The organism is Stenotrophomonas sp. CFBP 13724 (assembly GCF_014841975.1).
Taxonomy (GTDB): domain Bacteria; phylum Pseudomonadota; class Gammaproteobacteria; order Xanthomonadales; family Xanthomonadaceae; genus Stenotrophomonas; species Stenotrophomonas lacuserhaii.
This window is the reverse complement of the sequence record NZ_JACYUW010000002.1, coordinates 274,360-295,358: the sequence shown is the minus strand read 5'-3', so window position 1 is coordinate 295,358 and position 20,999 is coordinate 274,360. Positions and strand designations below refer to the sequence as shown.

21 protein-coding genes and 1 riboswitch are annotated in these 20,999 nt (G+C 66.2%); of the genes, 8 read left to right on the top strand and 13 right to left on the bottom strand.

Features of this window, described 5'->3' with window-relative positions; translation table 11 throughout:
• Positions 1-33: 33 nt before the first annotated feature.
• Positions 34-852, bottom strand: coding sequence for a 16S rRNA (cytidine(1402)-2'-O)-methyltransferase (rsmI, locus tag IFT63_RS12310; protein ID WP_192084371.1), 819 nt, complete (start codon positions 850-852; stop codon positions 34-36).
• 81 nt (positions 853-933) lie between these two features.
• Between rsmI and IFT63_RS12305 the strand changes: the two genes are divergently transcribed.
• The 3 genes from IFT63_RS12305 to IFT63_RS12295 are packed head-to-tail and all read left to right on the top strand — an operon-like array spanning position 934 to position 4,435.
• The gene (locus IFT63_RS12305; protein WP_192084370.1) at positions 934-2,658 is read left to right on the top strand and encodes a penicillin-binding protein activator; all 1,725 of its coding nucleotides are present in this window, start codon (positions 934-936) and stop codon (positions 2,656-2,658) included.
• On the top strand, positions 2,648-3,013 hold the full coding sequence (locus IFT63_RS12300; RefSeq protein ID WP_042613637.1) for a YraN family protein: 366 nt from the start codon (positions 2,648-2,650) through the stop codon (positions 3,011-3,013). The genes IFT63_RS12305 and IFT63_RS12300 overlap by 11 nt, the downstream gene beginning before the upstream one ends.
• Before the next feature lie 33 nt (positions 3,014-3,046).
• Positions 3,047-4,435 (top strand): FAD-linked oxidase C-terminal domain-containing protein, encoded by a 1,389-nt coding sequence (locus IFT63_RS12295; RefSeq protein WP_192084369.1) that lies wholly within the window; start codon positions 3,047-3,049, stop codon positions 4,433-4,435.
• 157 nt (positions 4,436-4,592) lie between these two features.
• Here IFT63_RS12295 and IFT63_RS12290 read toward each other — a convergent pair whose 3' ends face one another.
• Both IFT63_RS12290 and IFT63_RS12285 read right to left on the bottom strand, forming a co-directional pair.
• On the bottom strand, positions 4,593-5,096 hold the full coding sequence (locus tag IFT63_RS12290) for a fimbrial protein (RefSeq protein ID WP_192084368.1): 504 nt from the start codon (positions 5,094-5,096) through the stop codon (positions 4,593-4,595).
• Positions 5,097-5,139: 43 nt separating this feature from the next.
• A complete protein-coding gene (locus tag IFT63_RS12285) occupies positions 5,140-7,596 on the bottom strand; it encodes a fimbria/pilus outer membrane usher protein (RefSeq protein ID WP_192084367.1) in 2,457 nt (818 codons plus the stop codon).
• Between the two features lie 253 nt (positions 7,597-7,849).
• On the opposite strand from IFT63_RS12285, the gene IFT63_RS12280 reads away from it, so the two are divergent.
• Genes IFT63_RS12280 through IFT63_RS12270 form a run of 3 tightly spaced genes read left to right on the top strand, consistent with a single transcriptional unit; the run spans position 7,850 to position 10,139 of the window.
• Positions 7,850-8,314 carry a hypothetical protein gene (locus IFT63_RS12280; RefSeq protein WP_192084366.1) on the top strand — a complete coding sequence of 155 codons (465 nt, stop codon included), beginning with the start codon at positions 7,850-7,852 and terminating at the stop codon, positions 8,312-8,314.
• Positions 8,311-9,117: a fimbria/pilus periplasmic chaperone gene (locus IFT63_RS12275; RefSeq protein ID WP_342450494.1), complete on the top strand. Its 807-nt coding sequence runs from the start codon at positions 8,311-8,313 to the stop codon at positions 9,115-9,117. The genes IFT63_RS12280 and IFT63_RS12275 overlap by 4 nt, the downstream gene beginning before the upstream one ends.
• Positions 9,114-10,139: a fimbrial protein gene (locus IFT63_RS12270; protein ID WP_192084365.1), complete on the top strand. Its 1,026-nt coding sequence runs from the start codon at positions 9,114-9,116 to the stop codon at positions 10,137-10,139. Before IFT63_RS12275 ends, IFT63_RS12270 begins: the two co-directional genes overlap by 4 nt.
• Here the strand turns inward: IFT63_RS12270 and thiL are convergent.
• From thiL to IFT63_RS12245, 5 genes are all read right to left on the bottom strand, one after another.
• The gene (thiL, locus tag IFT63_RS12265) at positions 10,130-11,122 is read right to left on the bottom strand and encodes a thiamine-phosphate kinase (protein ID WP_192084364.1); all 993 of its coding nucleotides are present in this window, start codon (positions 11,120-11,122) and stop codon (positions 10,130-10,132) included. The two genes, IFT63_RS12270 and thiL, sit on opposite strands and share 10 nt — an antisense overlap.
• Positions 11,123-11,166: 44 nt before the next feature.
• Complete coding sequence (nusB, locus tag IFT63_RS12260) at positions 11,167-11,646, bottom strand: transcription antitermination factor NusB (protein ID WP_042613631.1); 480 nt, start codon at positions 11,644-11,646, stop codon at positions 11,167-11,169.
• On the bottom strand, positions 11,643-12,110 hold the full coding sequence (gene ribH, locus IFT63_RS12255) for a 6,7-dimethyl-8-ribityllumazine synthase (protein WP_101100334.1): 468 nt from the start codon (positions 12,108-12,110) through the stop codon (positions 11,643-11,645). The genes nusB and ribH overlap by 4 nt, the downstream gene beginning before the upstream one ends.
• 91 nt (positions 12,111-12,201) lie before the next feature.
• On the bottom strand, positions 12,202-13,302 hold the full coding sequence (gene ribB / locus IFT63_RS12250) for a 3,4-dihydroxy-2-butanone-4-phosphate synthase (protein WP_192084363.1): 1,101 nt from the start codon (positions 13,300-13,302) through the stop codon (positions 12,202-12,204).
• Complete coding sequence (locus IFT63_RS12245) at positions 13,299-13,901, bottom strand: riboflavin synthase (RefSeq protein ID WP_192084362.1); 603 nt, start codon at positions 13,899-13,901, stop codon at positions 13,299-13,301. The genes ribB and IFT63_RS12245 overlap by 4 nt, the downstream gene beginning before the upstream one ends.
• Positions 13,902-13,976: 75 nt before the next feature.
• Positions 13,977-14,132: riboswitch (FMN riboswitch) on the bottom strand.
• 158 nt (positions 14,133-14,290) lie between these two features.
• Between IFT63_RS12245 and IFT63_RS12240 the strand changes: the two genes are divergently transcribed.
• Together IFT63_RS12240 and IFT63_RS12235 are read left to right on the top strand one after the other, a co-directional pair.
• Positions 14,291-14,914, top strand: a complete 624-nt coding sequence (locus IFT63_RS12240; protein ID WP_101100332.1) for a hypothetical protein — start codon at positions 14,291-14,293, stop codon at positions 14,912-14,914.
• Positions 14,915-15,163: 249 nt separating this feature from the next.
• Positions 15,164-16,339 (top strand): metallophosphoesterase, encoded by a 1,176-nt coding sequence (locus IFT63_RS12235; RefSeq protein WP_192084361.1) that lies wholly within the window; start codon positions 15,164-15,166, stop codon positions 16,337-16,339.
• On the opposite strand, the gene ribD is transcribed toward IFT63_RS12235, so the two are convergent.
• The 5 genes from ribD to IFT63_RS12210 all read right to left on the bottom strand — a co-directional run bounded on the left by ribD (position 16,232) and on the right by IFT63_RS12210 (position 20,776).
• Positions 16,232-17,323, bottom strand: a complete 1,092-nt coding sequence (ribD, locus tag IFT63_RS12230) for a bifunctional diaminohydroxyphosphoribosylaminopyrimidine deaminase/5-amino-6-(5-phosphoribosylamino)uracil reductase RibD (protein WP_192084360.1) — start codon at positions 17,321-17,323, stop codon at positions 16,232-16,234. The genes IFT63_RS12235 and ribD overlap by 108 nt on opposite strands.
• A 36-nt stretch (positions 17,324-17,359) precedes the next feature.
• On the bottom strand, positions 17,360-17,881 hold the full coding sequence (gene nrdR / locus IFT63_RS12225; protein WP_042613625.1) for a transcriptional regulator NrdR: 522 nt from the start codon (positions 17,879-17,881) through the stop codon (positions 17,360-17,362).
• Between the two features lie 152 nt (positions 17,882-18,033).
• Entirely contained in the window at positions 18,034-19,287 is a 1,254-nt protein-coding gene (gene glyA / locus IFT63_RS12220) for a serine hydroxymethyltransferase (protein WP_042613624.1), read from the bottom strand.
• Positions 19,288-19,438: 151 nt separating this feature from the next.
• Entirely contained in the window at positions 19,439-19,942 is a 504-nt protein-coding gene (locus IFT63_RS12215) for an RcnB family protein (protein ID WP_042613623.1), read from the bottom strand.
• Between the two features lie 120 nt (positions 19,943-20,062).
• A complete protein-coding gene (locus tag IFT63_RS12210; protein WP_192084359.1) occupies positions 20,063-20,776 on the bottom strand; it encodes a hypothetical protein in 714 nt (237 codons plus the stop codon).
• Between the last annotated feature and the right edge of the window lie 223 nt (positions 20,777-20,999).

Here is a 20,999-nt window from a genome sequence, read left to right as displayed (position 1 = left end):
TCCCATATCCGCCGGTTCTACGGGGCGCGCAGATCAGCTGCCGTACAGCGCCTTGCGCGGCGCCCCGGTCAGTTCCGCTGCCAGCTTGGCCGCGGTGGACGGCGGCAGGTGCTCGCTGAGGGTGGCGTACACGCGACGGCCTTCGGCCAGTTGCGCCTGCTCGTCATCGGCCGCGCCCTGCACCATCACCACGAACTCTCCCTTGCGCTGGTTCTCGTCGGCGTCCACCTGCTGCTGCAGGCTGTGCAGGTCGCCGTCGAGCACGGTTTCGAACAGCTTGGTCAGCTCACGCGCCAGCACCGCCGGCCGCTCGCCGCCGAATACCGCGGCCATGTCGGCCAGCGACTCGGTGATGCGGTGCGAGGACTCGTAGAACACCATCGTGCGCAGTTCCCCGGCCAGGCCCTGCAGCCGATCACGACGTCCGCTGGCCTTGGCCGGCAGGAAGCCTTCGAAGGTGAAGCGATCACTGGGCAGCCCGGCCACGCTGAGCGCGGCGATGGCCGCGCACGCACCGGGAATCGGGCTGACCCGGATCCCGGCCTGCCGGGCCGCGCGCACCAGCCGGAAGCCCGGATCGCTGACCAGCGGGGTCCCGGCATCGCTGACCAGGGCCAGTGACTCGCCGGCCTGCAGGCGGGCCACGATGCGCTGCGCCAGCACCTCTTCGTTGTGGTCGTGCAGGGCCACCAGCGGTTGGGAGATGCCGAAATGGGACAGCAGCTGGCCGGTACGGCGGGTGTCTTCGGCACAGATCGCCGCCACCGTGCGCAGCACCTCCTGCCCGCGTGGGCTCAGGTCGGCGAGGTTGCCGATCGGGGTGGCAACGACATACAGCGTGGCAACGGTCATTTCAGCGGCACTCCAAGGTCAAGGGTAGAATCCTAGCGTGTACCCGGCCAACGCCGCTGCCCCTCCTGCATGGACCCGATCATGAACAAGCCTGTCGTCCGGATCTCCGCCCTGTCGTTGTCGCTGCTGTTGCTGGCCGGCTGCGCCACCACCAGCCTGACCAGTGCACCGGAGTCACCGGCCCAGAGCCAGGCCCTGCTGCTGATTGAACAAGGCCGTCCACGCGATGCCGCCATGCAGCTGGAAAGCCTGGCCGGCACCCTGCGTGGCGCCGCACGCAGCAACGCGCTGGCCGACGCTGCCTTTGCCTGGCACGAAGCCGGCGATGCGACGCGCGCGCGCAGCCTGATGTCCCAGCTGCAGCCGCGGCAGCTGTCCGCCGCCAGCCGCCAGCGCTACCTGCTGACCACCGCCGAACTGGCACTTGCCGACAAGCAACCCACGCAGGCGCTGGCCGCGCTGTCCGAACCGTCCACCGAGCTGCTGCCGGCGCTGGCATCGCGCTGGCAGCTGGCCCGCGCCGCTGCGCTGCAGGCCACCGGCGACAACTTCGGTGCCGCCCAGGAGCGTGCCCGTGCGCATGTCGGGTTGGCAGGCAAACCCCGTACGGACAACCAGGCGGCCATCGTCGGCCTGCTCGGTACGCTGGACGACGCCACGCTGCAGTCGCGCGCGGCGGCTCTGCCGGCCAATGATCCGCTGTACAACTTCGCCGGCCGCGCCTTGATCGCGCGCGGCATGTCGCTGCCGCGTCCGTTCGACCGCGACGCGGCCAGCGCCCAGTTCGACACCAGCAAGCGTCCGCCGGCGATGAGCGACGGCTACCGGCCGCCGGTGAAACTGGCCGTGCTGCTGCCATTGAGCGGCCGCCTCGCCACGGCCGCACAGCCGGTGCGCGATGGCCTGCTGACCGGTTACTACGGTGAAACCCGGCGCAAGCCGGAGATTGATTTCATCGACACCGCCGGGACCCCGGCCGGCGCCCTGTCGGCCTACGACCGGGCCGTGGCCAGCGGCGTGGATTTCATCGTCGGCCCCTTGGGCCGCGACGAAGTGGATGCCGTCTACGGCCGCGCCCAGTTGCCGGTACCGGTGCTGGCGCTGAACCGCGGCAAGGATGCGCCGCCGGCCGGCAGCGCGGGCTTCTCGCTGGCGCCGGAAGACGATGGGGTGATGGCCGCCGAATACCTGCGTGGCCGCGAACGCGCCAAGGTGATCGTGCTGCACAGCAGTGATGACACCGGCCGCCGCACCGCAGCCGCGTTCGCCGAACGCTTCACCCAGCGCGGCGGCCAGGTGCTGGCCACCATCGGGGTGGCCGACCCCGTGGGGGACATCAGCGCGCGCCTGCGCGCAGCCGGGCAGGCCGATGGCGTGCTGCTGGCGGTGCGTGCCCCGCAGGCCCGCCAGCTGGCGCCGCAGCTTGCCCTCGCCGGCGTCGGCGGCGGCACCCGCGTGGGTACCTCGCAGCTGACCGTGGGCAGCGGCAAGCCGGAAGAAGACGTGGCGCTGGACGGCATCATCTATCCGAACGAAGCCTGGAACGTGCGCGGCGTGGCCGGCCTGCCCAGCGCCGGTACCGCCGGCCAGATGCTGCCCAGCGCACGCGGTGCGGCCGGCCGGCTGTTCGCCTTTGGTTTCGATGCCTGGAAGATCAGCGCGTACATGGAATCGCTGGCCGCCCAGGGCGGGCTGTCCGGCGCCACCGGCACCTTGTACCTGGACGGCGGTGGCAACATCCTGCGCGTGCCGGCGTGGTCGACCTTCAGCGGCGGCCGGCCGATGCCGATCGCCAATGCCAACTGACAGGGCCCGGCGAGGGGCGGCGGTCGAAGCGGCCGCCGAGCGCCTGCTGTGCGCGGCCGGCCTGCAGGTACTGGATCGCAACGTGAACTTCCGCGGCGGCGAGCTGGACCGCGTGATGAACGATGGCGGCACGGTGGTGTTCGTCGAAGTGCGCTACCGCGCACGCGCGGACTTCGGCGGTGCCGCCGCCTCGGTGGACAGCCGCAAGCAGCAGCGGTTGGTACTGGCCGCGCAGCTGTACCTGCAGGCGCATCCGGCGCTGTGCGAGCAGCCGTGCCGCTTCGACGTGGTGCAGGCCAGCGGTGACCCGCCGCGCCTGCAGTGGCTGCGCGATGCGTTCCGGCTGGACAGCTGAGCGCACCCCTTCTTTGCTTCTGCTGGAATCACGATGAACACCGAACTGCCCGCCACGCTGGCTGCCGACCTGTCACTGCTGCTCGGCACCGACGGCTGGCGCACCGATGCCACCGCACTGGATGCCAACGCGCAGGACAATTCGTGGCGCCGCCAGCGGCCGCTCGCGGTGGCGTTGCCGTCCACCCGCGAACAGGTACAGGCCATCGTCAGGGCCTGCCGCGCGCATCGCGTGGCGTTGGTCGCGCGCGGCGCAGGCACCGGCACCACCGGGGCCGCGGTCCCCCTGCAGGGCAGCATCGTGTTGTCACTGGCGCGCATGAACCAGATCCTCTCCATCCGTCCGGGCGATCGCTGCGCCGTGGTGGAGCCCGGGGTACTCAACGGCGATCTGCAGCAGGCACTGGCCCCACACGGCCTGTTCTGGGCGCCCGACCCGTCCAGTGCGGACATCTGCAGCATCGGCGGCAACCTGGCCTGCAACGCGGGTGGGCCGCGCGCGGTGAAGTACGGCACCAGCCGCGACAACGTGCTCGGGCTGGTGGCGGTGACCGGCAATGGCGATCTGATCCGCTGCGGTGGCGCCTATACCAAGGATGCCACCGGTTACGACCTGACCCACCTGCTGGTGGGCAGTGAAGGCACGCTGGCGATCATCGTGGAAGCGACCCTGAAGCTGACCCCGGTGGCGGTGGCCCAGGCAGGGCTGCGCGTGCTGTATCGCGATGCCGACGCTGCCGCGCAGGCGGTGTCGCGGGTGATGGGGCAGCCCGTGGTGCCGACGCGGCTGGAGTTCATGGATGCCCGCAGCCTGCAGTTGCTGCGGCTCAACGGCGCCGACGTGCCGGACGCCGGCGCGATGCTGCTGATCGAAGCCGATGGCGACCATGACACCCTGCCCTACCTGCTGCAGGCCTTGGCCAACGCAGCCGAAGGCGAAGGCATGCTGGCCTTGGACGTGGCGATGGAAGGCGCCGCGCGGGAAAAGCTGTGGGCGGCGCGCAAGGCACTTTCACCTGCGCTGCGCAGCATCGCGCCGGGCAAGATCAACGAAGACGTGGTGGTGCCGGTGTCACGCATTCCGGCGCTGGTGAGCGGGGTGCAGGCACTGGCGGCCGAGTTCGATCTGACCATCGTGACCTTCGGGCACGCCGGCAACGGCAACCTGCACGTCAACATCCTGTATCACCCGGACGATGTGGATGAGAATGCGCGCGCGCAGGCCGCGCTGCCGCGGATCTTCGCCTTGACGCTGTCATTGGAGGGCACGCTCTCCGGCGAGCATGGCATCGGCCTGGCCAAGCGTGGATTCATGGCACAGGCCTTTACCCCGGAAACGTTGCTGGCGATGCGCGCGATCAAGTCTGCGCTGGATCCGGATGGGATTCTCAACCCGGGCAAGGTGTTGCCGCCGACCACGTAGTGCTCCCGCAGGAGTCAGTCGCAGGCAGTCGTGGCCGCAGCCTTCCCGCCGGTGCTGAAGGATGCGATGCATCGCCGGTAGAGATGCACGGGGCTACGTACTGGAATGGTCTGGTTGAAGTATGCAGGATCAGGCAGCCAACGCTCGCTACCCGTCATCATTCATACGCCGCAGTAATCGTGATGCTGGCAGCCACCGTGCCGGCCGCCAGAGCGGAACCTTTCGTGTAGAAGTAGCCGGCGCGCATCGGGAAGGTGGCCTTGTCCGCGGCCACTGTCAGCACCTGGGTATCGCCCTTCTTGATGTAGGTGGTTCCAGTTTTCTCTTTCAGCAGCGACAAGGACACCCCTTCGGCAGCGCCGGTGTTCTGCCAGCGATCGCCGTCGTTCTGAGCGGCGGTGCCCTCGAACGTGAGGGTGGCCTTCTTGACGCCCACACAACCCGTCAACGCGAGATCGACTTCGACCAGGCTGTTGTCGCCTTCCTTCAGTGTATTGGCCGGCATGGCCGGGAGCGTCACCGCAGGCACGTTCAGCGAGCAGGTGCCCGCCCGCAGTTGACCGCTGATGGTCAGGGTAGCCGCGCTCGCAGGCGCAGGCAGGACGACACACGCGCCGGCACCTGTCACAACGAGGCAAGAAGCAAGAGTACGGAAATACATGATGACGCAGTCCTTTCAAAGAGGAGTTGAAGAAAAGAAGAATTCAATCCATGGACCCCGTATGCGTACAGGTGGCCTGGATCCATTCCAGCCCGTGTGTATCGGGGGTTTCAGGGAGTTCATAGACAAGCCGGCAGAGAGCCCGGCCGTCGACTCGGGCGGTCAGTACGCCACGTGTCTGCGCGCCGCGCAGCTGGATCACACTGCCTTGACCTACCGCACCCACGGCCCGTCCCTGCTCGTCGTGAATCACGGTCGCGAAGGGCAGCGGGCGGCCCAGCCAGTCGACGGCATCGATGAACAACACGCGATCGCGACGTACATCGAACGTTACTGGCGCGATGCTGCCAGCCGTGGGCGCGACCTGTTGCGAGGTCCGTAGCACAGAGACGTCGAGCGGCAGCCCACTCGGGTCCAGCTCGATACGGTTCCAGCGATAGGGGCTTGCATGCGGAAGCACCGCGTAGCCGTTACGCGCTATGCGGATGTCGCCCCCCAGGCCCACGCGCGCCCCTTCCGCACCGGCGGCATGGGCCAGCACCAGCGTACCGGGGCTCGCTGGGCCCGCGTTGAGCCCCCCCGCGTGAAGCACCAGACTGCCCGCCGCACCCACCGAACGCGTCGTGCCCTGTTCCGCATGCCCCGCACTGGCATGGAATCGGCCATGGCTCGACTGCCATGCCCCCCTGAGATGGCCGGTATCGCCATGGCTGCCCCGGCTCACCGATGCACCGTAGCTGAAAGGAACTGCAGCACCGAGGGTCCCGCTGAGATCAAAGCTCTGCCGCGATCCGGTGTCCGCGCGGTCCAGGCGCGTGATCAGCCGCGGAGCGTGCATCGCGCGGCCCAGTGGCATGCTCATGCCAATCGCGTAACGCACATCCTGGCGGCCGTCACCGGAGTCGCTGCGCGTCGCGGACACGTCGATGTTCACGTTGCCCAGTGACTGCTGCAATCCAAGCTGATACTGCAGGTGACCTTGAGCATGTCGCCACGAGGTGCTCTGGCTGGCCATGAGGTAGAACTGACTGTAGTCGCCCAGTCGCTGGTTGATGTTCCAATGCAGACGGGAGCGCTCGGTCTTCGTTTCCTCGCCCCCACTGTAGGGCTCAATATGATCGGCCAGGCCGGAGAAACCCCGTGCCAATGTCCACGAAGAGGACAGCCCAAGCCGGGTAGCCGTACTGGAAATATAGCGTTGGTAGTTCAGGCGGACACTGGAGCCTGAGCGCGCAGCGACACCTGGCGGCCGTGCAGAAGAAGAGGTGAGATCGGAACCGAACGCACCGATGCGCGTGTTGAGGGCGATGCCTGCCGAAGCGGCATGATAGTGCTCTGCCCACTGCGCGCCGGCCAATGCAGTGACTGTATTGGACAGGCCGCGCGCGTAGGTGGCTTCGACGAAACGCCGGCCTGTCCGCAGCGGCGTGTCCCGGTAGCCTGCATGTGGACTTTCCAGCTGCCCGGCAGACACATCCACGCGGGATGTACCTGAGCGCAGTGCCAAGGGCGCGGCGGAAAAACTGACGTCAAACCGTCGCTCATGGCCATCCGCTTCGGTTACGGTGACCTGCAGGTCGCCGCTGTAGGCTGTCGGGTAGAGGTCGTCAATGATGAAAGGCCCCGGCGCCACGCTCAGCTCCCGGATGACCCGCCCGTTCTGGCGAACCGTGACCAGGGCGCTGCTTTCTGCACTTCCCCTTACCACCGGCGCGTAGCCACGTTGTGAATCCGGCAGCATCTGCTCGTCCGTCACCACGCTTGCACCGATGAATGGGATGGAAGGAAACAGGCTGCTGCTGGTGGCGCCCTGCCCCATTACAAGCCGGGCGTTCCAGTCGGCCAGATCACGCTGCAACGTAGTGGCGTAAGCCTGATGGACCAGGCCACCGCGGCGGCGGCTCAGTGAGAACCGGTGGCGCAGCCGCCATGCCCCCGCATTGAAGCCAGCCGCGACGCCGAGATAGTCCGCGCTGCGCTGTGCAGCGGCATGATGGTTGAACATGTAATCGATGAAACCGGCGGTCAGACCTTGATCGCGCTGCGCCGGTGCGACATGACCACGGGGGCCGGCGTCCAGCGCGGCCTGCGGTACTGAAATCCGCAACTGCAGGGTGGCGGCATCCACCGTGACACGGGCGCCCTCCACCTGCGTCGATAGATCAGCACACCCGCCGGCCTTGTCGAGCGATTCGCGCAGCGCAGGGCGCAATGGCAGACGCTGCAGGATATCCACCGGCAGGCAGGACGCGCGTCCCTGCGGATCGATGTCGATATCGCTCGTATCGTCCAGCACACCGTTGATGCGGATCTCAAGGCGATGGATTCCCGCAGGCAATGAGTCGCCATCCGCATAGGACTGCGCACTGGCTGGGAGATTGCCGACCAGAAATCCCTCATTGAACACATATCGGCTCTCGTCACGTCCTGCAGCGCGCACGGCGCAAGGGTGCGCCAAGATGATGGCCAAGGGCAGAAGAAGCCGGAGCGTGTTGCGCATGGGTGTTGCGGAGTATTCCGCCGAGGAGGACGAATAGGCCGCAAGTTAGGTGGATTCCACCGCCACTCACATCAGGTTTCCTGCAATCTGCACTGGCATGGAGAGTTATCGATTGACCCACATATCCCGATAGAAACTTGCCGTGCTGAACTTGCACCTTTGCTCATATCGGCGACAGGCAAGGTCGATAACACTTCCGGAACCGCAGTGCCGTCACCGTGCCGCCACGCCTTCCTCTTCGGACGTTCCCCTGATGAATCTCCTGCCTTGCGTTGTCACGGGCCTGCTTGGCACGACTGTCTCCTTCGCTGCTGGGGCCTTGCCGCTGCAGATACGCGGCGAGCTGGTCACCTCGACCTGCGAGGTCCAGGCCCGTCACCCCGCACTTGCGGTCCTGACCGGGCGCGTCGACCCGGCCGTGGTCAACGGCAATGCACGGGCTGGCCGAAAGGACTTCAGCGTGTTCCTGGCCTGCCCGGCATCCGGTGGCGACCCACCGCTGGACATCTGGATTGATGGGCTGCGCCATGTCGGCGTCGCCATCTCCGATGCCCAGGGCACACCTTGGCCGATCGGGGAATCGGGTGGCCGCTGGCTGCGCGTGCAACGCAGCCCACAGACCCGTGTCGACCTTACTGCCTGGCATGCATCCCCCGTAGGCGATGCCACGGCAGGAACCGCCGCTGCATCCGTCGAGCTCGTGGTGGCCTATCCATGAAGATCTCCGATGCCTTCTTTTTCAGGGTCGCCCTCATGCAGCGTACTCAGTGCTGGTTCCCCCCCATACTTGCGGCGATGCTGATCTCGCCGGCGTCGGCAGCCGTGGTCGTTGACGGAACGCGCGTGGTGCTTGATGCACGCCGCGGCAACGACGTCACGGTCACCGCCCGTAACAACGGCAACGTACCCGCGCTGGTGCAGGTGTGGATCGATGCGGGCGATGCGGGACGATCGCCCGACGACATCCGCACGCCATTCCAGCTGACGCCGGTGGAGCCGCGCCTGATCCAGGACCAGCAAAGCCAGGCCTACCGCCTCACCTACGCGCCGCACCCGGCTGACCCTGCACTGGCTTCAGATCGCGAATCGCTGTTTTATTTCAATCTGCTGGACATTCCCCCGAAACCGCGAGAGGCCCAAGGCAGCAATCTGCTGCAGTTCGCTGTGCGCTCGCGCATGAAGCTGTTCTTCCGCCCGGCAGGCTTAGCTGGCCAACCCGCGGCTGCGGCGGCAGGCCTGCGCTGGTCAACCGCACCTGACGGCGCCCCGCAGCTGCGCGTCTACAATCCCAGTCCCTATCACGTGACACTGACCCGTATCTCCCTTGCAGATGGAAAGGAGCTTGCCGCGGAGATGGTGGCACCGTTCGGCACATTGCATGTCGCCTTGCCGGACACGGATACGCGCCCTGCGACGATCAGCTACGCGTGGCTGGACGACCATGGTGCGGAGCGGGAAGCGAAGGCGCACGCGCGGCCAGCAGATGACACGGCCATTGCTGCTGCGCGGAGTTCACCATGAGCATCCGTCACCCTCGTATGCATGGAACAACAGGCATGGCCGTGCGCACACTGCGCTGCGTTGTCGCCGCAGGCACCTTCATCTGCGGCACCCTGCACGCCTGCAACGTGGTACAGGGCAGCGACCTGATAAATGGCGGTGAGATCACGATAGCGGATGAAACACGACCGGATGTCCTGCTGCATAGCGTCAGCAACGGGCGAGGCGGCAGCCTGCTGTTCACCAACTGCCCACGAGTGACGGCCATCGACATACAGAGTGTCCCGCAGATGGCGGGACTGACGTATGTCCGCGACATCACATTCAATGGGCGTCCGTATCCTGCTTTTGGCTGGGGACCGGATTCGCCGCTGATCGTGTTCAATTTCGGAAAATACAGTGCCGGCGCGCCCCGCGGCACGGATAACACCCCCTACCGCGCAGACGCGACAAACACGTTCCAGGTGACCAGCGGCCACGGCGGAGGCGTGGACATGACCCTCGGCCTGGGCTATTACATCTATTCGCGCGGCGGGGCGATGACCAACGTCGCTCCGACAACCCTGAGCGCCATCACCACGATGCCGGGTTTCCCCGCCAATGGCTCATTGCAGCACAGCCTGTCATTCAGCCTGGTGATTCCCTCGCGCACCTGTGTCCTGTTCGATACCGCCCTGCAGCTGGGCCCAGCGTCGGCAGACCAGTTCCCCACGGTGGGCGCATCGACCGGCGACACACCATTGAACGTACTGATGAATTGCCCGCGCGATGGCATCAAAGTCAACTTGACGCTTCACGATGCAATGGACGCCGGCAACCAAGGCAGCATCCTTACGCCGACGCCATCCCACAGCGGCACAGGCATTGCGGTGCAGTTGCTGCGTAATGGCCAGCCCGTGCACTTTGGCAACCAATGGACGCATGCAGGCCCGCATGCCGGTGATCAGAACATCGAGTTGACCGCACGCTACGTCCGCATCGCAGGTGCGTTGACGCCCGGTAGCGTGCAGGGGAAAGCGATACTGACCGCTGACTACGACTGATCGCCGGCCGCCATGGGCGGAGACAGGAAATGTACGTAGCCGTGGACCGCTCCTGATCCTGGGCAGTGAACGCCTTCGCCATGCAGCATCGCACCGATGCGTGTCAGCGATATGCCAAGCTCACCGGACAGCGCCAACAGGCGCCGCCGACTGGTAACGGCCGCAGTAAAGCACAGCTCGTAATCATCCCCCCCCTGCAGTCCGCAGGAGCGCGCAGCCTCGCTACCTAGCACACGCTGCAGCGCCGTCGAGCAAGGCAGCAGATCGGCGTCGACATGGGCCGCCACGCCGCTACGCGCGGCAATATGCCCCAGGTCTGCCATCAGTCCGTCGGACACATCCACTGCAGCGGTCGCGATACTGCGCAGCGCAAGCCCCAGCTGCACGCGCGGCACAGGCCGCAGCAATCGCTGGCGCAGGAACTCGGTCTCCGCATCAGCCGCGGGCCGGGTGACGTCCAGCTCACCACGCTGCCAAAGCGCAAGCGCACCGGCCGCATCACCCAACGTGCCGCTGACCCAGATGTCGTCGCCCACCTGCGCGCCATCGCGCCGCAAGGCCTGCCCGTGCGGTACCTGGCCGAACGCGGTCACCGACAACGACAGCGGGCCGCGCGTGGTATCGCCACCAATCAGCCGCCAGTCATGCGCATCGGCCAGTGCGAAGAAGCCGTCGGCGAAGGCATCGATCCACGCCGCGCTGGCTTCCGGCAGGGACAACGCCAGCGTGCCCCACGCGGGGGTGGCGCCCATCGCCGCCAGGTCGGAAAGATTCACCGCAAGGGTCTTCCAGCCGATGTCGGCGGGGAGTGTTTCCGGCGGAAAATGCACGCCGCTGTTGAGTGTGTCGGCAGTCACCGCCAGCCAGTGTCCGGCCAGCGGCTGCAGCAGCGCCGCGTCGTCGCCGATGCCCAGCACGATGTCATCGCGCCCCTTGCTACGGGCGCGGATACGGTCAATCAGGGCGAATTCGGCGAGGGACATACGAGGTGTCCGTGGCGCCGGACGTCGTCCGCCGCCATCACGGGTCAGTGGCCGCTTTCGGTCTTGCGCCACTCGACGGCGGCACGGTCCAGCACGCCGTTGACATAGGTGTGGCCGTGTTCGGAGCCGAAGCGCTTGGCCGATTCGATGGCCTCGTTGATCACTACGCGGTACGGAATGTCGGCACGGAAGCGCAGTTCGTAGGCGGACAGCCGCAGCACCGCCCGTTCGATCGCATCGACTTCTTCGATGGTGCGGTCCAGGTACGGCGCCAGCGCCTGGTCGATATCGCGACGGTTGTCGAGCACGCCGTGCACCAGCGCCTCGAAGTAAGCCAGGTCGGCGACTTCGCGCGCCTGTTCGTGGGCGAACTGGGCGACCAGTGACTGGCCATTTCCGCCGGAGATCTGCCAGGCATAGATGGCCTGCACGGCACGGCGACGTGCGCGCGAACGCAGCACGGGATCGACGCCGTCACGGCGTACGGGTCTGCCGGACGGCCTGCCCTGGGAATGGTTGTTCATGGCAGCTGCTCCAGAAGATTGATCATTTCCAAGGCCGCCAAGGCGGCCTCTTCACCCTTGTTGCCATGGCTGCCGCCAGCACGTGCTTCGGCATCCTCGGCACGTTCCACCGCCAGTACGCCATTCAGCACCGGCACGCCGAAGTCCAGCTGCACGCGCATCAGGCCTTCGGCGCAGCGGTCGGCCACGTGTTCGTAATGGCGGGTGTCGCCACGGATCACGCAGCCCAGGGTGATGATGGCAGCATGCTGGTGGGCAGCGGCCAGGCGCGCGGCGACCAGCGGAATTTCCCAGGCGCCGGGCACCCGGATGACATCCACGGCCTCTTCGCTGATGCCATTGCTGGCCAGGCTCTGCCGCGCGCCGGTGACCAGCGCGTCGGTGATGCGGGCGTTCCAGCGGCTGGCCACGATGGCCAGGCGCGCCGATCCGGGAGAGCGAAGATCGCCTTCGAAATGGCTCATGTGCGGGTATGGGGGTACGTAAGAGAAGGCAAGTTTACCGCGCGCGGGCGGTGGGCGGGTCCTCCGTGAGCCCGCCCGCGCCATGCCGGGATCAGCAGCCCAGCGTTTCAACCACTTCCAGGCCATAGCCGGCCAGGCCGACCTGGCGACGCGGCGTGCCCAGCACGCGCAGCTTGCCCAGCCCGAGGTCGGACAGGATCTGCGCACCGGCCCCGTTGCGGCGCCACTGGCTTACATCCTTGTCCTTGCCGGGGGCGATCGGCTGCGGTTGCTGGCGCAGGCGTGCCAACAGGGCTTCGCCATCGCGCGGGGCCGACAGCACGACCATCACGCCGCTGTCTGCCGCGGCGATAGCGCGCAGCGCATCGGTCGCGGCCACGCCGAAATCGTCACGGCGCCAGTGCAGCAGGTCCGCCAACGGGTTTTCCACCTGCACCCGTACCAGGGTGGGGGTATCGGCATCGGGGGTGCCGCGGACCAGGGCGAAATGCAGATCGTGCGCGATGCGGTCGCGGTAGGTGACCAGGGTGAAGGCACCGAACTCGGTGTCGATTTCCCGCTCATCGACACGCTCGACGGTCTTTTCGGTGGCCAGCCGGTAGGCGATCAGGTCGGCGATGGAGCCCATTTTCAGACCATGTTCGCGGGCGAATATTTCCAGCTCCGGCCGCCGCGCCATGCTGCCATCGGGGTTGAGGATTTCCACCAGCACGCCGGCCGGTTCCAGCCCGGCCAGCATCGCCAGGTCCACGCCGGCTTCGGTGTGGCCGGCGCGGGTCAGCACCCCGCCCGGTTGGGCGATCAACGGGAAGATGTGGCCCGGCTGGTGCAGGTCGCTGGCCTTGGCGGTGGGCTTGACCGCAGTGCGGATGGTGTGGGCCCGGTCATATGCGGAAATACCGGTCGTCACGCCCTCGGCGGCCTCGATGCTGACCGTGAAGTTGGTCTGGAACTGAGCCGTGTTGGCCTGCACCATCGGCGCCAGGCCGAGGTCGGCTGCCCGTTCGCGGGTCAATGGCAGGCATACCAATCCGCGGCCATGGGTCACCATGAAGTTGATGTCGCTGGGCTTGACCAGCTCGGCGGCCATGATCAGGTCCCCTTCGTTCTCGCGGTCTTCGTCGTCGACGATGACCACCATGCGGCCCTGCCGGATGTCTTCCAGGATCTCGGGGATCGGGGCGAAGTTCATGCGCGTGCTCCTTCGCCCAGCAGGCGTTCCACGTAGCGGGCGACCAAATCGATTTCCAGGTTCACCGCACTGCCGACCGCCGTGTTGGAGAACGCGGTGTGCGAGACGGTATGCGGGATCAGGGCGACCTCGAAACCCTCGGCGTCCACCTCATTGACGGTCAGGCTGACGCCGTCGACGCAGATCGAGCCCTTCTTGGCGATATACCGGCGCAGGGCGGCCGGGGCGGCGAAGCGCCAGCGCTGCGCGCGTGCGTCGTCATGGATGGACAGGACCTGCCCCAGGCCATCGACATGCCCGCTGACCAGATGTCCGCCGAGCCGGTCGGTGGGGCGCATGGCGCGCTCCAGGTTGATCACCGCGCCCTCGGCCAGCAGGCCCAGGGTGGTCAGCCCCAGCGTTTCGGTCGACGCATCAGCCTGGAAGGTCTGCGCGTCGAAGGCGACCACGGTCAGGCACACGCCGTTGATGGCAATGCTCTCACCCAGTTGCACGCTGTCGAACGGCAGGCTGCCGACGTGGAAGGTGAAGCGGACATCGCCGCCGAGCGTTTCGCGGGCGGCCAGGTGGCCGACGCCTTCAATGATTCCAGTAAACAAGTAACGTTCTCCGCAGGAGTGAGCGAAAAACGCCGCAAGGCAAACAGGTACGCACGGCACCGCAAGGTTCCGTGGCACCGTCTTCTTTCATCCGGACTATACCGTCGGCTCCGGCATCCGACCGGATCTGCTGACCTCCCGCCGGGATGACCCTGCCGGAGCGCTCGCGGGCTTGTGCCGTATCTGGCACCTACCGCCGGTGGGGAATCGCACCCCGCCCTGAAGACGTTTGTGTACCGGCGAACCGGCGGGGCTAGTGTAACAAATGAGGCTGAAGGCTCGCTTTTTGTGAAAGTTTCGTTAGAATCCGCGCCGAGTGCGACAACGACGTCGCCCCGGGCGGCCGGACCGGCTGCCTGCAATGGAACGCAACCTCAAGGAAATCACGCATGCGCAAGATGCTGCTGGCCGCCTCCCTGCTCGCCCTGTCGCCGCTGTCGGCCTTTGCCGCCGACGATCTGAGCTACACCTACGTCGAGGCAGGCTGGACCCAGTTCCAGGTCAACGATGACTTCCTGGACGACCCCAAGGTCGACGGCGGCTACATCCGTGGCTCGTTCGCGATCGCACCGCAGGTCTACCTGTTCGGCGCCTGGTCGCAGGTGTCCAAGTCCTACGGCTTCGATGGCGGCAGCCTGAAGCTGGAACTGGACCAGCCCGAGTTCGGTATCGGTTACCACATGGGCATGAGCGACCGCGTGGACTTCACCGCCGACATCGCCTGGACCCGCCAGAACGCCGAACTGACCCTGAAGGAAACCGGCTTCGCCACCGTACGCCAGAAGGACCACTTCAACGCCGCGCGCGGCACCTTCGGCGTGCGCGGCAAGCCGTCGGCGCGCACCGAAGCCTGGCTGAAAGCCGGCTACATGGATGGCAGCGACATGGACGGCACCTGGGTCGGCAACGTCGGCGGCCAGATCAACATCACCCCGATGTGGGGCGTGGTGGGCGAAGTGCAGGTCATCGAAGACGTGACCCAGTACTCGGCCGGCGTCCGCGCCAGCTTCTGATCCTGTCGCTCCAGGCTGCACATGATGGGCTCCTTCGGGAGCCCATTTTTTTTTTCTGCTCGTGTTGAAGGGTGCGGAAGTGCCGACAGCATCCGGGCCATCTGCGACCCACGATGACGGTTGGCCCTGTCCGGGCCGCCACGCGGCCAGCCTGCCCACCTGCGACCTCCAGGCCGCGCGGGCATTCCACCGACTGCAGTGCCTTGCCAGCGCGTGTCTGATGGACAGCATCCCCGAAGGAGTACCGCCATGTCCTGCAGCGCTTCCTGGCCCTTGCCTCTCCCGCACGACAACGTCCGCTGGCTTCTGTCAGCCGCTCTAGCCTGCCTGCTGCCCTTCCCGGTCTCATCCTCCGAGCCGGTGCTGCAGGATTTCGTCTTCATCTCCGACACGCAACATCCGTGGACCGAAAAATCGGACTCTGGCGAGCCTGAGAGCAACGACGAGACGGTGCGTCGTTCCAAACTCTTCATCAACCGCCAGGCACTGGCCACGATGGAATACCGGATCAAGTTCGGCGGGCTCGACAACGTACCGCTGTTCCTCAACGGCGACATCACCGCATTCGGCCATGGCGGGGAACGGGACTACATGTACAACCACCCCTTCAAGGACTTCTATCGTCGGAATTTCTACGCCAATCTCGGCAACCACGACTATCAGAACAACGTGAACGACTGCGCCGACAACGGCTGCGCGCGGGACATGTACAAGGACATGGCGGGCTGGGCAAGAAGCTACCCCACACGCGCATTCGACTACTCGGTCAAAGACAACGGCTGGGAAATGCATCGTGGCAGCCTGGCTTACTCCTTGGTTCTGGGTGACATCCTGGCGATCCAGCTGCAGAACGAACCGACCTACAGCGTGAGGTACGAATCCGCTCGCAGGACGTTCATCATCAACGACTCGCTTGGGTTTCTCGAGACGGAGCTGAAGTGGGCGCGCGCAGCAGGCAAGGATGTCATCCTCAACATGCACAAACCACCTTATGCAAACTGGCAGTCGCCCAATAGTCCGCGCTTCCGGCAGCTCATGAAGGACAATGAAGATCTCATTCTCGGCATTTTCGCCGGACATCTGCACGGCTCGGCGGGAAAATACAAAACAGTCGGCACGATTCCGGTGTACCTGAGCGGCGCAGCATCCCGCGAGACATTTCTCACTGCTTTCTATAATCCCCAGGACCGCGAACTGCTGGTGTTCAAAGTCAGCGGGAACGATTGGCGCAACAACAGGAAGGGGTCGGACGTTCGAAAGCCACGTCTCCCCGCGACACGTCAAGCCGCGCCCCGGACGGGCACATGCCCCTTGGCGTCAACGCGACTGCGGACGCAGCAGAACACGCTGATCCTCACCCACCCGTGTCTGTTCAATGACCTGCATGCGCAACTGCTGCGTCATGGCCTGGATGCCAAGTCCTGACAACAACGGCAGGCCCTGCTCGCCGAGCAGAGTCGGGGCCTGGTAAAGCAGGAGCTCGTCGATCCAGCCGCCGGACATCAAGGCACCCGCAAGCGTCGCACCGGCTTCGGTGTGCACTTCGTTGACGCCGTGCGCTGCGAGCAGGGCAAGCACCGCGCCCAGGTCCAGCCGCCCCCCCACGCTGGGCACGCTGGCGAACTGCGCATCGGCTGCGTCAGGGGCCGTGATGGCGGGGTCGTGCAGGTACAACGTCGGCGCTCCGCCTTCCCGCACCCGCGTACAGTCCAGCGAGCGCAGCCGTGCATCGAGCACCACGCGCAACGGCGGCAGCACGTCGACCCCGGGGAGGCGCACGGTCAGCATCGGGTCGTCGGCCAGCACGGTGTCGGCACCGGTCAGGATCGCACCCGCCCTCGCCCGCCAATGCTGGACGTCCTCGCGTGCGGCCGGCCCGGTGATCCATTTCGAACGGCCATCTGCCATCGCCGTGCGGCCGTCCAGGCTGGCAGCCAGCTTGACCCGGACCCACGGGCGGCCGCGCTCAACGCGCGACAGGAAACCGCGGTTGAGCTCCCGTGCCTGCACGGCCATCAGCCCTTCATGGACCTCGATCCCCGCCGCGCGCAGCAGATCGAAACCGCCGCCGTCGACCTGCGGGAATGGATCGCGCAGGGCGGCCACGACGCGGCTGACGCCGGCTTCGATCAGTGCCAATGCACACGGTGGCGTGCGGCCGAAATGCGCACACGGTTCAAGGGTGACGTAGGCGGTTGCGCCCCGCGCCTGCTCGCCCGCTTCGCGCAGTGCGAACACTTCGGCATGCGGGCCGCCGGCGCGCTGATGCCAGCCCTGTCCGACCACCTGCCCGCCGTGGGCGATCACGCAACCGACCATCGGATTGGGCCGGGTGGTATAGGCGGCGCGTTCGGCCAGGCGCAGGGCGCCGGCCATGTGCAGGTGGTCCAGCGCGGAGAAAGCGCTCATCGGTGCTCCTTGGGCGCAGGCGCGCAGCGGTGCGCGTCAGCCTTTCTTTTTCTTGGTCAAGGCGATCACATCGCCCAGCAGTTGCAGCTGCTCGGTGCTGGCCGGCAGATCCCGCTCCAGCTTCTCGATTTCTTCGCGGAAGTCCGCGACATCCTCGAAGCTGCGGTAGACCGAAGCGAAGCGTACATAGCCGACATGGTCGAGCTTGCGCAGTTCGTTCATCACGAACTCGCCGACGCGGATGGAGGGCACTTCGCGCTCGCCGCAGATGCGCAGCTGGTGGATCACCGAACGCACCGCCGCTTCGATCTTGTCTTCCGGCACCGGACGCTTCTGCAGCGCGCGGTCGAAGCCGGCACGCACTTTTCGCGCTTCGAACGCCTCGCGGCTGCCATCGCCCTTGACGATGGTCGGCAGCTTCAGCTCGATGGTTTCCAGCGTACTGAAGCGCTCGCTGCAGGCCTCGCACTCACGCCGACGACGAATCGTCGCACCGTCTTCAGAGACGCGCGAATCGATTACACGGGTATCGGCATGTTGGCAGAACGGACAATGCATGGGGCGCCTTGAGTCTCGGAAACGTCATGCGATGGACATGGCGGCGTCGCAACGGTACCTGAGAAGGCCATGAGCAGCAAACAAGGGCCGCTCATGGCAGGCGGCAGGCGCGCGGTCGGGCGTCGTCGCCTGGCTGCGGAAGTCCCGATCGCTCAGCCGTACACCGGATACTTCCGGCACTGTGCGCTGACCGCGTCGCGCACGCGTGCGATCACCGCCTCGTCCGCCGGTGCGTCCAGCACGTCGGCGATCCAGTTGGCCAGATCGACACAGTCCTGTTCGCCATAGCCGCGGGTGGTCACCGCCGGGGTCCCCAGGCGCAGGCCGGAGGTCACGAACGGCGAACGCGGGTCGTTGGGGACCGAGTTCTTGTTGACCGTGATGTGGGCCTTGCCGAGGGCCGCTTCTGCGTCCTTGCCCGACACGTCCTTGCCGATCATGTCCACCAGCATCAGGTGGTTTTCGGTGCCGCCGGAAACGATCTTGTAGCCACGTGCGATCAGGGTCTTCGCCATGGCCTGGGCATTCTTCACCACCTGCTGCTGATAGGCGGTAAAGGAAGGCTCCAGCGCTTCCTTGAACGCCACGGCCTTGGCCGCGATGACGTGCATCAGCGGGCCGCCCTGGATGCCCGGGAAGACGATCGACTGCAGCTTCTTGACCAGTTCTTCGCTGGCGCCCTTTGCGATGATGATGCCGCCACGCGGACCACGCAGGGTCTTGTGGGTGGTGGAGGTCACCACATGGGCATGGTCCAGCGGGCTCGGGTAGACGCCGGCGGCGACCAGACCCGCCACGTGCGCCATGTCGACGAACAGATACGCACCGACCTTGTCGGCAATGGCACGGAACCGAGCCCAATCGACGACCTGCGAATAGGCCGAGAACCCGGCGACGACCATCTTCGGCTTGTGCTCGACGGCCAGGCGCTCGACTTCGTCGTAATCAATCAGGCCCTGGTCGTTCACACCGTACTGCACCGCATTGAACAGCTTGCCCGAGGCATTCACCTTGGCGCCGTGGGTCAGGTGGCCGCCATGGGCCAGGCTCATGCCCAGGATGGTGTCACCGGCCTGCAGCAGGGCGAAATAAACCGCCTGGTTGGCCTGCGAGCCGCTGTGCGGCTGCACGTTGGCGTAGTCGGCGCCATACAGCTGCTTGAGGCGGTCGATGGCCAGCTGTTCGGCGATATCGACGTATTCGCAACCACCGTAATAGCGCTTGCCCGGATAGCCTTCGGCGTACTTGTTGGTCAGCTGGCTGCCCTGGGCTTCCATCACCATCGGGCTGGCGTAGTTCTCGCTGGCGATCAGCTCGACGTGGTCTTCCTGGCGCTGGGACTCATCGGCGATGGCCTTGGCCAGTTCGGGATCGTAGCTTTCGATTCGGACGTCGCGCGGGAACATCGGTTTCTCCGGGGGCAGGCAGGAAAGGAACAGCAAGGCTGCCAATTGTAGTGCCTGCGCCGGGAGGGGGGCCAATGCCGGCTTCCCCACAAACGACGACGGCGCCACATCGGCGCCGTCGCGTATCAGCTTACCTGCCCGAGCCCGGATATCAGCGGCCGTTGATCACGAAGTCGGCCAGGATCCCGGTGGCGATGGCGACCAGCAACAGGTTGCCGCGGTCGTCCCGGACCCAGTGGTGACCGCGCGGCGGGCGACGCACGTGGTAGCTGTTGTAGTCGTTCACCACGTAGATCGGGCCACGGTAATAATCGCGGTAGCGGTGGCCGACTTTCCACCCATAGCCGGGCCCCGGTCCATACGCCGGACGGTAGGCAGGACGGTAGACCACGCGCGGCGGCGGGGCAGGACGGTAGTAGCCGTGATGGCGCCGGTCATCGCGCCAATGGCGGCGGTCATGTCGGCGGTCGTCACGCCAATCGCGCCGTGCCTCGCGACGATCGTTGCGGTGGTCGCGGCGATCATCGCGACGGTCATCGCGCCATTCGCGACGATCATGGCCGCGATGGCGGTGGTCATCGGCGAATGCCGGGCTCACCGCCGCAAAGGCCAGTACGGAGGCAACGGCACCGGCCAGGAATCGATTGATGCGCATTGTCTACCTCTGCAGGATGGGTGGGTGATGTCCATATTGCCCATGGGATCTGAATGTATTCCGGCTGGAAACGCTTACCGATGGGTCGGCCGGAACGCCTGTTCAGATTCCGGCAGGTATTTACTCGCCCTGGATGATCGTCCAGCTTCCGAGCAGATTGACCGGGGCGCCGGTTCCTTCAACGGATACCCAGTACACGCCTGCCCCGAGGCGGGGCAACAGGCAGCGCCGCCACGCATCTCCTTGATCCTTGCAGACTGCTACCGGAAAGCCGCCCCCCGTCGCCTCTCCTTTTACCTGCAATGTCACGGCGGCATTGCCTCCCCAGGTGCGCAGGTCCACATCGGAGGGCTTGGTCAGCCGCAGCTCCAGGGTCTCGGCAAAGGAATCCTCGGCCATCCGGCGGGGAAATACCGGGACGACCTGGCCGGATCTGAGCTGGGGGCGCACCGGGGTCAGCGAGAGGTCGGCACGCATGTCCTTCGCGCCGGTGCGCAGACTGATCCGCAGGCGACGCGCCGAGGTACTGGCGGGCAGCGTCACCAGGCCGCCGACGATGCGCGAGCCATCCAGCACGACCTCCCGCAGCGGCTGCCCATCAGCGAGCGCGATCAGCAGGGTGCCTGACAGACCGGCGCTGTCCGTGGCGGCGACCAGTTCATAGGGCAGCCACTTTTCTGACCGTGCCACCTCGATATCGAATTCCCGCAGGCTGCCGGAGGCGAGCTCCAGATCCTGCAGCGCCAGGCTCGATGGCAGCAGCGGCGGGGCCGTCTGGGCGGCAGCCGACAGCGGCAACAGGGCGGTGATCAACAACGTGCGGATGACGTTCATGCGTGATTTCCATGGGTTGGAGCCACCAGCCTGATCGGTGCCCCGGTCTGCCACAGTCGGGATAGCGGCCTTCAAATGCGGTCCTTGCGGCCCATGCCCGGTCGGTGCTCCCCCATGGCTGAATCCGCCGCCGCCTGCCATGGCAGTGAAAGGGGGGATCGGCGATAATCGTGGGTCAAATATTCCGTTTTCCGCCGGCCAGCGCTCTCGGCCCGGTGGATCG